This is a genomic window from Streptococcus sp. HMSC077D04 (assembly GCF_001808785.1).
GTDB lineage: Bacteria > Bacillota > Bacilli > Lactobacillales > Streptococcaceae > Streptococcus > Streptococcus mitis_BX.
Genome location: NZ_KV794547.1, coordinates 457418 through 470227 on the forward strand (window position 1 = coordinate 457418; position 12810 = coordinate 470227).

Below are 12810 nucleotides of genomic sequence, written 5' to 3' on the forward strand. Positions count from 1 at the left end.
ATACTAATTTATCACATTTATTTTGACTTTACTAAGAATCTGCTCAGAAGTTTCTATTCTCTATTGCAGTACAGTTTGAAAATTTTTTTAGCTTCTGTTTTATAATACTCAATGAAAATCAAAGAGCAAACTTGGAAGCTAGCCACAGGTTGCTCAAAGCACAGCTTTGAGGTTGCAGATAAAGCTGACGTGATTTGAAGAGATTTTCAAAGAGTATAAAAAGCGAGCAAGCCCGCTTTTAATCTATTTTACTAAAGTTTAAGAGAAGGGAACTGGTCAGAACGGATACAGAACTAAAGGCCATGGCTAGACCTGCCAATTCTGGGTTGAGAGCCAGTCCAACACCTGAAAAGACTCCTGCTGCAATCGGAATTCCGGCGACATTGTAGATAAAGGCCCAGAAAAGGTTGAGCAGAATTCGATGAAAGGTTTTCTTACTCATGTCAAATGCACGAACCACTCCTAGGAGGTTATTAGTTGTCAACACCAAATCTGCTGACTCGATGGCAATATCTGTTCCAGCTCCCATAGCAATCCCCACATCTGCTACACTAAGGGCAGGAGCGTCATTGATACCGTCCCCAACAAAGGCTACTTTGCCAGCCGCTTGTAGTTTATGGATTTCATGAGCTTTTTCTTCTGGCAAGACACCTGCAATGACCTCTTCGATTCCGATTTGATCTGCAATAGCACGCGCCACACCAGCATTGTCTCCCGTCAGCATGACTGTTTTAAGACCTCGTTTTTTCAACTGACTGATGGCAAGCTTAGCATTTTCCTTAGGAATATCTTGCAGAGCAAGCAAGCCTTTGATTTCATTCTCAACAGCCAAGAACACAACTGTCTTAGCTTCTTTTTCCAGTTCTTCTAGTTTTTCTTGATAAGTGCTAGAAATGTTCATGCCATCCAGCATTTTAGCATTTCCAAGCAGAACTTGTTTTCCATTGATTTGCCCTGAGACACCTTTTCCGTGCAAGGCTTGGAAATTTTCAACAGTTTGAAGCTCAAGTCCAGCTTCACTCGCTCGTTTCACAACGGCTTCAGCCAGTGGGTGTTGAGAAGCTTCTTCCAAGGAAGCTGCCAATCCAAGCACTTCTACTTCGTCGCCGATGATATCTGTGACCACAGGTTTCCCTTCAGTCAAAGTTCCGGTCTTATCAAAGACAATGGTTTGGACTTTCTGGATTTCCTGTAGAACCGTTCCATTTTTGAGGAGAACTCCCATCTTGGCACTGCGACCTGTCCCCACCATAAGGGCTGTCGGTGTTGCAAGTCCCAATGCACAAGGGCAGGCAATAATCAGAACTGCTACTCCATAGAGAAGCGAAGACACAAAGCTCGCTCCAAGCACAACTACACTATCCCTGAGCAAGACGAACCAAACCCAAAAGGTCACAATCCCTAAAATGACAACTGCTGGGACAAAAATCCCTGAAATCTTATCCGTCAAGTCCTGAATCGGCGCACGACTGGTCTGAGCTTTCTTCACAAAATCCACAATCTGAGCCAAAACAGTCTCTGAACCAACTTTTTCTGCTCTAAAAACAAGTGTTCCACTATTATTGATGGTTGAACCAATGACGGTATCTCCAACTGTCTTGTCCACAGGCAGACTCTCACCTGTCACCATAGACTCATCAATACTAGAGATACCTTCTACTACGACACCATCAACCGCAATCTTTTCACCGGGACGCACTCGAATCAGGTCACCTACCTTGACTTGCTCCAAAGGGACTTGAACATAGTTATCCTCACGCAAGACTTCTGCAGTTTTAGCCTGCAAGTCAAGTAATTTCTCCACAGCTTGGGAAGTATTTTTCCGCATTTTCTCCTCAAAAACGGCTCCCATAAGAACGAAGAAGAAGATAAAGGCAGCACTTTCAAAGTAAACGGGGAGGCCAGCGAAGAGGGCAACTAAGCTATAGAAATAGGCCACTAGGGTTCCCAGAGCAACCAAGGTATCCATGTTGGCATTGTGCTTTTTAAAACTAGCCCAAGCACTTTGGATATAAGGACCACCTGCTACTAGCATAATCGGTGTTGTGGCTAAAAAGGTGCCCCAACGCATGACTTGGTGACTGATTCCTCCTGTCGACATCCCAATCATGAGGATTACAAGAGGCACAGTAAAGATACTAGTAATCCAAAAACGCTGTAAAAGTGATAGAGATTTTCGAGTCTTCTCAACAACTGTATAACTTCCCTTTTGCATCTTCATACCACAAGAAAATTCATGTTGACCTAATTCTTGAGGTGTAAAACGAATGACTTTCTCCTCATCTACGCCGATTGGTTCCAAGATGCCTTCTTCTTCAAACAGAATTTCCTTGTAACAGTTTGAAGGAGTTGCTCGATGAAAGGTAATCTCAGCTGGAATCCCTTTTTGCAGTTGAATGTGGGCTGGATGGTAGCCTTTGTCTGCCGTGATACGGATTTTTTGAACACCATTTTCAAGACTTGCTTTTACAATTTCAGTCATATCATTCTCCTATTCTACAATCATCTTACCGTGCATCATATTCATGCCACAAGAGAAACCATACTCTCCAGCCTGCTCAGGCGTGATTTCCACTACATACTCTTCCCCCATTGGCAGATCCGCATGTACACCAAAGTCTGGAAATACGATCTGATCCAAACATGGTGAAGGATCTTTGCGGTCAAAGACAATGCGGGCTGGCACTGATTTCTTGAGGATAATCAACTCAGGCGTATAGCCCCCCATGACCTCCACTCGAATCTCTTGGTAGCCCTTTTTTTGCTGGGCCTTTTGTCCAGATTTTTCAGGCTTTTTGAAAAACCAAAACAAGATAAACGCGATAAGGGCAATACAAATAATGGTTACAATACTATTTAACATGACGTCTCCTTTACATACAATTACATTTTACTTCTGTCACAGCGCTTGATTTCTTCTCAGAAATCACAGCTTCCAAGTCTTCCAAGTCAGTCTGAGTAAAATCACATTCAGCAATCAAATCAGCCAGTAAGTTCTTAATCCTACGGGAACAAACCTTGTCCTTGATATCTTGGACAAGCAAGTCTCGGCTTTGGTCTAGAGTTAAAAGCGCCGAATAAACAAAGAACTTGCCTTCTTTTTTCCTTGTCAGACACTCTTTCTCAACCAAACGAGCCAAAAGAGTTTGAATGGTTGACTTGGACCAGTCGAACCGCTCCGCCAAAACCCTTATCAAATCCGTACTAGTCTGCTCTCCTTGCATCCAAATAATCTTCATGACCTGCCATTCTGCATCTGAAATCTGCATAATCACACCTCCTAAATCTACATTTGTCAATTACAATTATCAGTATACCCTTATAATCTACATTTGTCAACTATGAAATTAAGCTTTTCTTTGAAAAATTGAATTTTAACCATTTGATAAAGGATTTGCAGTCAAATCTTACTATATAAACTATGAAAATATGCTATACTAAAGAAAAAAAGAAAACAACCACTAGGGGTGCGTAAAGCTGAGATTAACGACTGTTAGACCCTTTGACTCAATCTAGGTAATGCTAGCTGATGGAAGTGGAAATGATAATGGGGGCTAGCAGTCTTCTATTGCCTTTCTAAAACGGACCAGCTTGTTCTTAAGAATACAAACTTCAGTTGGTTGGGAGGTTTTAGATGACTTATTTACCCGTTGCTTTGACCATTGCAGGGACTGACCCTAGTGGTGGTGCTGGCATTATGGCTGATTTAAAGTCGTTCCAAGCTAGAGATGTCTATGGAATGGCCGTTGTGACCAGTCTTGTCGCTCAAAATACCAGAGGCGTTCAATTAATCGAGCACGTTTCTCCTCAAATGTTGAAAGCCCAATTGGAGAGTGTCTTTTCTGATATTCCACCTCAGGCTGTAAAAACTGGAATGTTGGCAACTACCGAAATTATGGAAATCATCCAGCCCTATCTTAAAAAGCTGGATTGTCCCTACGTCCTTGACCCTGTTATGGTCGCAACAAGCGGAGACACCCTGATTGATACCAGTGCCAGAACCTACCTAAAAACAAACCTGCTTCCACTTGCAACCATTATCACTCCCAATCTTCCTGAGGCAGAAGAGATTGTTGGTTTTTCAATCCATGATCCTGAAGACATGCAACGTGCTGGTCGCCTGATTTTAAAAGAATTTGGTCCTCAGTCTGTGGTCATCAAAGGTGGGCATCTCGAAGGTGGTGCTAAAGATTTCCTCTTTACCAAGGATGACCAATTTGTCTGGGAAAGCCCACGAATTCAAACCTGTCATACCCATGGTACTGGGTGTACCTTTGCCGCTGTGATTACGGCTGAACTAGCCAAGGGCAAAAGTCTTTACCAGGCAGTCGATAAGGCCAAGGCCTTTATCACGAAAGCCATCCAAGACGCCCCTCAACTCGGTCATGGTTCTGGCCCAGTCAACCATACAAGTTTTAAAGATTAAAAAAACTCTCTAGTTCCCACTTTAAGGGAATTAGAGAGTTTTTATACTCTTCAAACTACGTCAGCTTTATCTACAACCTCAAAGCTGTGCTTTGAGCAACCTGCGGCGAGCTTCCTAGTTTGCTCTTTGATTTTCAGTGAGTATTAATTAACAAATAATATCATCCAACTTTGTTAAAAAGGCTTGCGTTTTTGCCTCTATATCCTCTGCCTGCATCAAATCACGCACTACAGCTATACCAGCTATTCCAGTGCCAATAAGTTGGTCAATGTTCTCTGACGTCAAGCCTCCAATAGCAACTACTGGAATGTCGACCCTTTGGCAAATTGTCTTCAAGGTTGAAATCAGCGTGATAGGCGCATTTTCCTTGGTCGTGGTTGGGAAAATGGCTCCTGTCCCCAAGTAATCTGCTCCCCCTTCTTCTGCCTCGAGGGCTCTTTTTACCGTTTTAGCTGTTACACCGAGTATTTTTTCAGGGCCCAAGACTTGTCGGGCAACCGAAACTGGCAGTTCATCGTCTCCAATATGCAGACCAGCAGCATCAACCGCAAGACAGACATCCAAACGATCATCAATGATCAAGGGTACCTGATAGGCATCTGTTATTTCCTTGACTTGTTTTGCCAGTTGATAATATTGATTGGTTGTGAGATTTTTTTCTCGTAATTGGACTATGGTAACCCCTGAACGGCAAGCCGTCTCAATCTTTTCAAGAAAGCTTTCCAAGGAATCTTGGTAGCGGTTGGTTACCAGATACAGTCTAAGCGCCTCTCTATTCATAAATATCTCCTTTAATGGCATCTAGCCAGTTTTCATCTCTTTTGAGGAGCGAAAGCTGATTGAGTACTTGGTAGCGAAAATCTTCCAATCCCATTCCTTGAACAACTATTCTCTCAGCAGAGATATTGAGATAAGAGACTGCTAGACACGAAGCTTCAAAGGCAGTCTTTCCTTGGCTGAGAAAAACGGCTGTCAAGGCTCCAACCAAGTCTCCTGTCCCTGTTATCCAGTCTAATTCTGCACAGCCATTTTCCAGTACAGCGACCTGATTCTTCGAAACGATGAGGTCCTTGGGGCCTGTGACTAAGAATGACATACCTGGATAAAGCTGACACCAGTCTTTCAAGACTTGAAGTAAATCCTCAGTTTCTTGATCTTTAGCACTCGCATCGACCCCAACGCCGTGGTGTTTTAAGCCAACAAGACTTCGAATTTCCGACATGTTTCCTTTAAGGACCGTAGGGCTATAGTCTAAAAGGTCTTTAACTAAGCTCTTACGAATGGATGAAGCTGTTACGCCAACAGCATCTACTACCATTGGAAGAGAAACTTGAGCTGCATAAGAAGCTGCCATACGGATTGCTTTTTCCTTCTCAGCTGACAAATGCCCCAAATTGATGAAGAGTGCCTGGCTTTGCTTAGTAAAATCAAGAACCTCACGGGAATCATCTGCCATAACTGGTTTACATCCCAGAGCCAAAATCCCATTTGCCAGCATCTCACATGAAATCTCATTGGTAATACAGTGAATGAGGGAAGTCGTTTCCAGAGGAAAAGGATTTGTAAATGCCTGCATCAGTCTATCCTTTCACCAAAGAAATATCCCTGAACTTTTTTAAAGAATTCCTGCTTGATTAAAAATCGAAAGGCAATAAAGGAAATCGCTGTACCGATTAAGGTTGCTCCGAAAAATCGAGGAGTATAGATAAACCAGCTAAGCTTTGCAGCTGATCCTGTAAAGAGTACCATAACAGGATAGGAAACAATAGAACCAATAATACCTGTTCCCAAAATTTCTCCCAAGGCAGAAAAGTAAAATTTTCGACCATACTTATAAAAGAGACCTGCTAGAAGGGCTCCAAAAGTCGCTCCTGTGAGAGCTAAAGGCGGAATCCCTTGAGTCGTCATACGGATAAAGGCTGTCACTGTAGCCATAGCCAAGGCATAAACAGGTCCCATCATGATTCCTGCTAAAATATTGACTACACTGGACATCGGTGCCATTCCCTCAATCCGAAAGATAGGCGTAAGAACTACATCAAGGGCAATCATCATGGATAAAATGGTTAATTTGTGAACTTGTAATTGGTGCTTTCTCATGTTTCTATTCTTCTCCTATTTCCAAAGACTGTAAATCGCTCTTCCATGTCTGGTGTTGGTAGGCCATTCCCCAAAACTTAGCTTCCATATGAACACTGATGTGGAAGGCATCTAGCATTTTTTTCTTGTCTGTCTCATCACTTTCTCGATAGAGTTGATTGACCAGAGCCTCTTCCTCTCTGATCTGCTGCTCCAACTCATCCGTAATATAAGTTTCAATCCATTGTTGGTAGAGAGGATTTGGTGATGGTTTAAGATTAAGTGATTTGCCTATATCATGATATAGCCAAGGACAAGGCAACAAGCTCGCAAAAGCAATGCCCAAGTTTGGCTCTGCAAATTGACGATAAATGTGAGAGATATAATGATAGCAGGTTGGAGCGATTGGATGTTGCTCCATTTCCTGGTCGCTGATTTCCAATTCCTTGAAAAATTGTTGGCGGATAAATAACTCACCTTCCACTAGACTCTGAGCATTTTGTTTCAAGAGTCTTTTCATCTCTTGGTTTGAAGTCTTATCAGCCAAGAAGTGATAGGCTTCTGAGAAAGCCTTCAAATAGTAGGCATCCTGAATCAAGTAATAGCGAAAGATGGACGGGTCTAAATTTCCCTCTTGTAACTGTAAAACAAAGGGGTGATGAAAGGAAGCCTGCCAAGCTTCCTTGGATAATTCCATCGCAATATCTGTAAATTCCATAATAACTCCTTTATAAAAATAGACTGGTTTGAAGCAATAAAAAGAAAAGCAGGTAGATGAATATTGTCCTTTGAGGAATATAAAAAGTTCGATAGCGATTCTCCACCTGTGCATGTTCGTCATATCCATGCGCCGATAGAGCTCTCAGGTAAAGATGGCGCCATCTAAAGACCGTCATCAAAACCTTACTATAAATTAAGGGCGACCAAAAATGTAGTTCTTGACCGCGTAATAAGCAAGCTTCCTTGAGGGACTTGATTTCTTGCTGAATAAGGGGAAAGGAATTGAATACCACAATCAAGGCATAGGCCCAAGAGCGTGATAACCCCTTTTGAGCCAAGTACAAGAGAAGCTCTTTTAGGGAAATAGAGGAAACAAAGACAAGACCAATACAAACGGTCACAAAGGCCCTCGTTCCAAGTATGACTGACTGCGAAGCATCTCCGTGTAACTGAACTGCCCAGTAGTTGGCTAAAGATGGCAAAATGGCGAGCAGAATCATCCAAGCTAACATTTTAAATCGACGGTAATAAAGCATAAAGAGAATGCAAAATGCGACTACCGAAAGATTCAGAGCAATCGAAAGAATGAAAGATGTTTCCAGCGATAAAACCAGTAAGAAGAGACTTATAATCGGTGTCTGGGTTGCTACTTTGACCATACTACCTCACCTCCCCTTGAGCATTACTACTCTGAGATGTGAGTAGTTTGGTAATTATCACTTCTTTCACATGACTGAGACCTTGACTAGTCATCTCAACCCAATAATCAACCACAGAGATCAAGGGATCTAAACGATGGCTAATGATCAGAAAACTTCTTCCTTGGTTTCTGTCCTCCACAATCCACTGACAAAAATAATGGCAGGCTCTATCATCCAAACCTGCAAAAGGTTCATCTAGCAATATCACAGAAGCCTTACTAGTCAAGATGGTCAAGAGCTGAAGAATCTTTTGCTGACCACCACTTAATTGATAGGGGCTCTTATCGAGTGCCTGCTCCAAATCAAAATACCGTAAAGCTTGGAAAATTCGCTGATTTCTTTCAGAATCAGGTCCATCTAATTGAAGTTCCTCTCGCAGACTGACTCGGATAAACTGCTTCTCAGCCTCCTGAACAACACCCGTCAAGTCACGATACAGGCTCTTTTTCTTTTTGAGAACCGAACCCTTCCAAGTAATGCGCCCCTTATACTTTTGAAATTGAAGAATAGACCGAAAGAGGGTTGATTTCCCGACACCATTGTCACCCAAGATACAGGAAATTCCCTGGTAAAATGTAAAATTCACAATCGAAAAGAGGGAACGCTTATCCAGCTCACAAGACGTTCGATCCATATGGAACAGTTCCGGGCTAGAAGCAACCTCCTTTGAAGCAACCTGTGTCATCTCAGAGGTAGGGATTTGAAACACTTCCCTTAGTTGTCCATCTCTTAGCTCCACCATATGGTCGATATAGGCTTCATAATCAGATAAATCATGGTCGCACAGGATGACTGCCTTCCCATTAGAGGCTAACTCTTTTAGAATCTCCAATATCTCGATTCTGCTCTTGCGGTCAATGGAAGCGAAGGGCTCATCCAAGAGATAGACCCTAGGATTCATAGCAAAGAGAACAGCCAGTGCAGCCTTTTGCCTTTCCCCACCTGATAAGTGATGAATTGGACGGTGCAAAATCGCCTTGCAGCGACATTGCTGGACAACCTCTGCTATTTTAGAATCAATTTCCTGAACGGGATGGCCGATATTCTCTAGGGTAAAAATCAGCTCCTCAAACAAGTTCTCCATGGTAAATTGATGATTGGGATTTTGAAAGAGAATACCAACCGTCTGGACACGTTCGACGATAGAAAGCTGACTGACCTCGCTCCCATTTATCAGGACTTGACCGCTATAGGGAAGAGAACTGACTTGGGCAATCATTTGAAAGAGACTAGATTTTCCCGAACCACTGCTCCCAACTAACAAGGTAAAGGCTTGCGCATGAAAAGTAAAATCAAGCGGCTCAGAGAAGATTGGGGACTGAATCGCTCGTAGTTCCAGCCCCATCTATGCTTTTCCTCCAGTTGCAAACTGATGATAAAGTTTGACAATGGCACGAACCAAGATAGTACAGAAGAAAAAGACGGAAATAAAACGTACCACTAGTAAGGAAAGAATAAAAGGAAGGGAGAAGGCATAGTAACCTAACTTAATGTATTCATAGACAAAGCTAACAAGCGTAATCCCAATACTATTGGCAGTTAGAGAGAGCCAACTTTCATAGCGATTCTTGGTTACGATAAAACCAAGTTCACTTCCCAAACCTTGAACCAAGCCAGACAAAAGGGCACCTAGACCGAATTGGCTACCATAAAGGACTTCAGCAAGCGCAGCTAGCACTTCTCCAATCGTTGCGCTTCCCACTCTTGGAACAAAGATGGCCGCAATGGGCGCAGCCATACACCAGAGACCAAAGAGGATTTCATTGGCAAAGGCCTGCAAGCCAAGAGGGGCTAAAATCAGAGTGAGGACATCAAACAGATAGCCGGATCCTACAAAAACGCCACCAAAAAAGATAGACAAGAAAGCAAGTAAAATAACATCTTTTAACTGCCATTTTTTCAACATAAAAAACTCCTTTTTTAAAGAAAAGTGGGGTATTCAAGGTGAGCTACCGAAAGGCTTAACGTCCAGCCTATCCTCTTTTGATAAACAAAAAAACTCCAATTACAATCAAGAATTAGAGTTCAGCTTACAAGATTAGATAGTTCTTTTCGACATACGAAAAAAAAACCATTTCACATTTCCCTTCGCCAGTCTTAACTGTATCAGGTTCAATGGGTATCATCTCAGCCTAAAGCACCCCAAATGTCTTTATTATTTAATTATATAAATATTATAACAAACGATTTATTCTAGTTCAAGAAATTGAACTGGGAAATACAGACTTGCACTCACAAAGACAGCAGATCTTTCTTTGGTTAGATCCATACCTATTGTTCACTCATTTCTCGAACAGTTTTTTCTATATTTTTTGCATATGATATTGCTGAAATTATTGAAACGCCGTCAACATTGGTCTTCATAATGTCTTTAATATGTTTCGTCTGTATCCCACCAATTGCAACTAAGGGCAGTTGTGGCAATAGTTTTCTCATCAATTTAAGACCTTCATAACCTATAGCACCACCAGCATCATCCTTTGACTGGGTATCAAATACAGGACCAACACCAACATAATCTACATATTCAACTTTTGATTGTTGAAATTCTTCCTCGTTTTTTATAGAAAGACCAATTATTTTTTCTGGCATCAATTTTCTAATTTCATCAACTCCAAGGTCATCTTGTCCTACATGTACGCCATCAGCGTCAATTTCCATCGCCAAATCTATATCATCATTAACGATAAATGGAACATTGTATTTTTTACAAAGATTCTGTAGTTTAATTGCTAATTCGACTTTTTCTTTACCTTCTAAGGATCCCTCACCTTTTTCACGGAATTGAAATAAGGTTATCCCACCTTTTAAGGCTTCCTCAACGACTGTATATAGATCTTTTCCTTGGCAAGTAGTCGTTCCACAAATAAAATATAGTTTTAATAATTCCTTATGAAACATTTTACTTCACTCTTTTGAATTCCTTTACATCTTCATCTGTAATCTCATATAAGGCATTTATAAATTCCACTTTGAATGTTCCAGGAAGATGTCCATTTGGACGTTTTTCTGCCATTTCTCCAGCGATATTATAAACCAACATTGCTGTTTCTAATGATTTCAATTCTTGACCTTTTTCTAGTCCGATAAAGCTTGCTACTACAGCACCTAACAAGCATCCTGTCCCAATAACTTTTGGCATCATGGCACTACCATTATGAATCGTTACCACTTCTCCATTTACCGCAATAGCATCCACTTCACCTGTTACTACTATTGGAATATTGAACTTCTCATTTGCTGCTAGAGCAATTTCGTCAATATTATCTACGCCTGCACTATCTACTCCTTTAGATGCCACATTTATTCCTACTAAAGAGGCAATCTCTCCAGCATTTCCTCTAATCGCTGCTAGTTTGTAATTGTTAATTAGATCATCTGCTACTTTTTTTCTATATTCTCCTGCTCCACAGGCTACAGGATCTAAAACTGCTGGGACATTATATTTCTCTGCAATTTTCAGAGCAGCTTGGTATAATTTCCAATTTTCATCTGTCAATGTGCCTATGTTTATTAATAAACCTCCAGCATACTTTAACAAATCCTCTAAATCTGCAGGAAACTCACTCATGGCTGGTGACGCACCCAGTGCTACTAATCCATTTGCTGTGAAATTTTTTACTACATCATTGGTTATGCAAATGACCAAAGGTGCTTTTTCTTTTAATAATTTTAAACTTGTCATATTGAAATCCTTCCTTTTCACTTTATACGATCTACTGATTTCGATTTATCTCTATCTTTCGTTAAGAAATTTTTTTTACATTGAATGATTTATGCTCAATGAAAATCAAAGAGCAAACTAGGAATCTAGCCTCAGGTTGCTCAAAGCACTGCTTTGAGGTTGTAGATAGAACTGACGAAGTCAGTCACATATATAATCTAAGGTGAAGCTGACGTGGTTTGAAGAGATTTTCGAAGAGAACTACCTCATCAAATTTGTAAATATCCTAAACCTTCTCTAAGCGTCATAACCAATATCAAAAAAGGCTAATTCTAAAGCGACTGCTTGGTTCCAGCGTTGCTGAAGTTCTGTCAAATCTTCTCGACTTTTCCCGACACGATTGAGTTCGTCAACCAGAAATTGAACCCACTCTGCAAAGAAAGGACCTCTGTGGAGATTGATCCATTCCGAATGAATATAGGTTTCAGGTAGAGCTAAATCTTTAGAACCCCAGTCTAAATAGAGACCTTCTGCAATGACCAGCATGACTAAAAGATGGGCATAGTCTGATGATGATACAGCAGAATACATAAGCTCCTGAAAGGCTTTTGTTACAGGATGCAAGGTCACTTCCAGATAGTCATTCTCAGATACTTTTAACTCTTTGAAAGCCTTTTGAAAATAACCGTCTTCATCTGCTTCAAGAAAGCCTAGTTGCTTGGCAAAACGAAGCTTGGATTCAAGCTGGTCTGCGTGGGCTACACAAGCACCCAGCATGGATAAGAAGGCATCAAAGAAGTGATAATCTTGAATTAGGTAGTCTTTTAAGACCTTATTCTCAATTGTCCCCGCAAAAAGTTCCTTAACAAAACGATGATTGAATGCAGCCTGCCAATCATCTTGACTCCTTTTTAATAATTCTCCAACAATCAAACCTGGCTCAAATGCATAGTCTTGTGTTTCCATATTTACTTTTCCTCTCTTTACTCGTACGTAATCAACAAAACATCAAGAAAATCCTAGTTTTACTTGACCTTTTTAAAGAAAATCAAGGGCGTTCAAGAAGAGCTACCTAAATGCTTTGTATCACCTTCATCCAGTTTATATAAATAAAAAAACTCCAATTACAATCAAGAATTAGAGTTGACTTACAAGATTAGATTGTTCATTTCGCCATACGAAAAAACGTTTCACATTTCCCTTCGCCAGTCTTAACTGTA

Annotated in this window: 14 protein-coding genes and 2 riboswitches; of the genes, 1 reads left to right on the top strand and 13 read right to left on the bottom strand. The window is 41.1% G+C overall.

The features are described 5' to 3' along the window. Nucleotides 1–238: 238 nt before the first annotated feature. The 3 genes from HMPREF2701_RS09315 to HMPREF2701_RS09325 are packed head-to-tail and all read right to left on the bottom strand — an operon-like array spanning nucleotide 239 to nucleotide 3269. Nucleotides 239–2482, bottom strand: a complete 2244-nt coding sequence (locus HMPREF2701_RS09315) for a heavy metal translocating P-type ATPase (RefSeq protein ID WP_049516548.1) — start codon at nucleotides 2480–2482, stop codon at nucleotides 239–241. Between the two features lie 9 nt (nucleotides 2483–2491). Further along, nucleotides 2492–2863: a cupredoxin domain-containing protein gene (locus HMPREF2701_RS09320; protein WP_000935055.1), complete on the bottom strand. Its 372-nt coding sequence runs from the start codon at nucleotides 2861–2863 to the stop codon at nucleotides 2492–2494. A 10-nt stretch (nucleotides 2864–2873) separates the two neighbouring features. Beyond that, nucleotides 2874–3269, bottom strand: a complete 396-nt coding sequence (locus HMPREF2701_RS09325; RefSeq protein WP_070482843.1) for a CopY/TcrY family copper transport repressor — start codon at nucleotides 3267–3269, stop codon at nucleotides 2874–2876. 184 nt (nucleotides 3270–3453) lie between these two features. After that, nucleotides 3454–3551, top strand: a riboswitch (TPP riboswitch). An 83-nt stretch (nucleotides 3552–3634) separates the two neighbouring features. Between HMPREF2701_RS09325 and thiD the strand changes: the two genes are divergently transcribed. Continuing rightward, the gene (thiD, locus tag HMPREF2701_RS09330; protein WP_070482846.1) at nucleotides 3635–4426 is read left to right on the top strand and encodes a bifunctional hydroxymethylpyrimidine kinase/phosphomethylpyrimidine kinase; all 792 of its coding nucleotides are present in this window, start codon (nucleotides 3635–3637) and stop codon (nucleotides 4424–4426) included. A 147-nt stretch (nucleotides 4427–4573) separates the two neighbouring features. On the opposite strand, the gene thiE (HMPREF2701_RS09335) is transcribed toward thiD, so the two are convergent. From thiE (HMPREF2701_RS09335) to HMPREF2701_RS09380, 10 genes are all read right to left on the bottom strand, one after another. Further along, nucleotides 4574–5206: a thiamine phosphate synthase gene (thiE, locus tag HMPREF2701_RS09335; RefSeq protein WP_061589845.1), complete on the bottom strand. Its 633-nt coding sequence runs from the start codon at nucleotides 5204–5206 to the stop codon at nucleotides 4574–4576. Beyond that, a complete protein-coding gene (locus HMPREF2701_RS09340; RefSeq protein WP_061589846.1) occupies nucleotides 5199–6002 on the bottom strand; it encodes a hydroxyethylthiazole kinase in 804 nt (267 codons plus the stop codon). The genes thiE (HMPREF2701_RS09335) and HMPREF2701_RS09340 overlap by 8 nt, the downstream gene beginning before the upstream one ends. After that, a complete protein-coding gene (gene thiW, locus HMPREF2701_RS09345) occupies nucleotides 6002–6526 on the bottom strand; it encodes an energy coupling factor transporter S component ThiW (RefSeq protein WP_033685230.1) in 525 nt (174 codons plus the stop codon). Before thiW ends, HMPREF2701_RS09340 begins: the two co-directional genes overlap by 1 nt. Nucleotides 6527–6530: 4 nt before the next feature. After that, on the bottom strand, nucleotides 6531–7223 hold the full coding sequence (tenA, locus tag HMPREF2701_RS09350) for a thiaminase II (RefSeq protein ID WP_061589847.1): 693 nt from the start codon (nucleotides 7221–7223) through the stop codon (nucleotides 6531–6533). 10 nt (nucleotides 7224–7233) lie between these two features. After that, entirely contained in the window at nucleotides 7234–7884 is a 651-nt protein-coding gene (locus tag HMPREF2701_RS09355; RefSeq protein WP_070482848.1) for an energy-coupling factor transporter transmembrane component T, read from the bottom strand. 1 nt (nucleotide 7885) lies between these two features. Beyond that, entirely contained in the window at nucleotides 7886–9271 is a 1386-nt protein-coding gene (locus HMPREF2701_RS09360; RefSeq protein ID WP_070482851.1) for an ATP-binding cassette domain-containing protein, read from the bottom strand. Then, complete coding sequence (locus tag HMPREF2701_RS09365) at nucleotides 9272–9832, bottom strand: ECF transporter S component (protein ID WP_061589850.1); 561 nt, start codon at nucleotides 9830–9832, stop codon at nucleotides 9272–9274. Between the two features lie 160 nt (nucleotides 9833–9992). After that, a riboswitch (TPP riboswitch) is annotated at nucleotides 9993–10081 on the bottom strand. Between the two features lie 116 nt (nucleotides 10082–10197). Then, entirely contained in the window at nucleotides 10198–10827 is a 630-nt protein-coding gene (gene thiE / locus HMPREF2701_RS09370) for a thiamine phosphate synthase (protein ID WP_049551889.1), read from the bottom strand. Between the two features lies 1 nt (nucleotide 10828). Beyond that, nucleotides 10829–11611: a hydroxyethylthiazole kinase gene (thiM, locus tag HMPREF2701_RS09375; protein ID WP_033683999.1), complete on the bottom strand. Its 783-nt coding sequence runs from the start codon at nucleotides 11609–11611 to the stop codon at nucleotides 10829–10831. 276 nt (nucleotides 11612–11887) lie between these two features. Next, nucleotides 11888–12556, bottom strand: a complete 669-nt coding sequence (locus HMPREF2701_RS09380) for a TenA family protein (protein WP_061589851.1) — start codon at nucleotides 12554–12556, stop codon at nucleotides 11888–11890. Between the last annotated feature and the right edge of the window lie 254 nt (nucleotides 12557–12810).

Excerpts from the sequence above, each read along its gene's own strand:
- HMPREF2701_RS09315 (WP_049516548.1), bottom strand. The coding sequence starts at position 2,482 with ATGACTGAAATTGTAAAAGCAAGTCTTGAAAATGGTGTTCAAAAAATC.
- HMPREF2701_RS09320 (WP_000935055.1), bottom strand. The coding sequence starts at position 2,863 with ATGTTAAATAGTATTGTAACCATTATTTGTATTGCCCTTATCGCGTTT.
- HMPREF2701_RS09325 (WP_070482843.1), bottom strand. The coding sequence starts at position 3,269 with ATGCAGATTTCAGATGCAGAATGGCAGGTCATGAAGATTATTTGGATG.
- thiD (WP_070482846.1), top strand. The coding sequence starts at position 3,635 with ATGACTTATTTACCCGTTGCTTTGACCATTGCAGGGACTGACCCTAGT.
- thiE (WP_061589845.1), bottom strand. The coding sequence starts at position 5,206 with ATGAATAGAGAGGCGCTTAGACTGTATCTGGTAACCAACCGCTACCAA.
- HMPREF2701_RS09340 (WP_061589846.1), bottom strand. The coding sequence starts at position 6,002 with ATGCAGGCATTTACAAATCCTTTTCCTCTGGAAACGACTTCCCTCATT.
- thiW (WP_033685230.1), bottom strand. The coding sequence starts at position 6,526 with ATGAGAAAGCACCAATTACAAGTTCACAAATTAACCATTTTATCCATG.
- tenA (WP_061589847.1), bottom strand. The coding sequence starts at position 7,223 with ATGGAATTTACAGATATTGCGATGGAATTATCCAAGGAAGCTTGGCAG.
- HMPREF2701_RS09355 (WP_070482848.1), bottom strand. The coding sequence starts at position 7,884 with ATGGTCAAAGTAGCAACCCAGACACCGATTATAAGTCTCTTCTTACTG.
- HMPREF2701_RS09360 (WP_070482851.1), bottom strand. The coding sequence starts at position 9,271 with ATGGGGCTGGAACTACGAGCGATTCAGTCCCCAATCTTCTCTGAGCCG.
- HMPREF2701_RS09365 (WP_061589850.1), bottom strand. The coding sequence starts at position 9,832 with ATGTTGAAAAAATGGCAGTTAAAAGATGTTATTTTACTTGCTTTCTTG.
- thiE (WP_049551889.1), bottom strand. The coding sequence starts at position 10,827 with ATGTTTCATAAGGAATTATTAAAACTATATTTTATTTGTGGAACGACT.
- thiM (WP_033683999.1), bottom strand. The coding sequence starts at position 11,611 with ATGACAAGTTTAAAATTATTAAAAGAAAAAGCACCTTTGGTCATTTGC.
- HMPREF2701_RS09380 (WP_061589851.1), bottom strand. The coding sequence starts at position 12,556 with ATGGAAACACAAGACTATGCATTTGAGCCAGGTTTGATTGTTGGAGAA.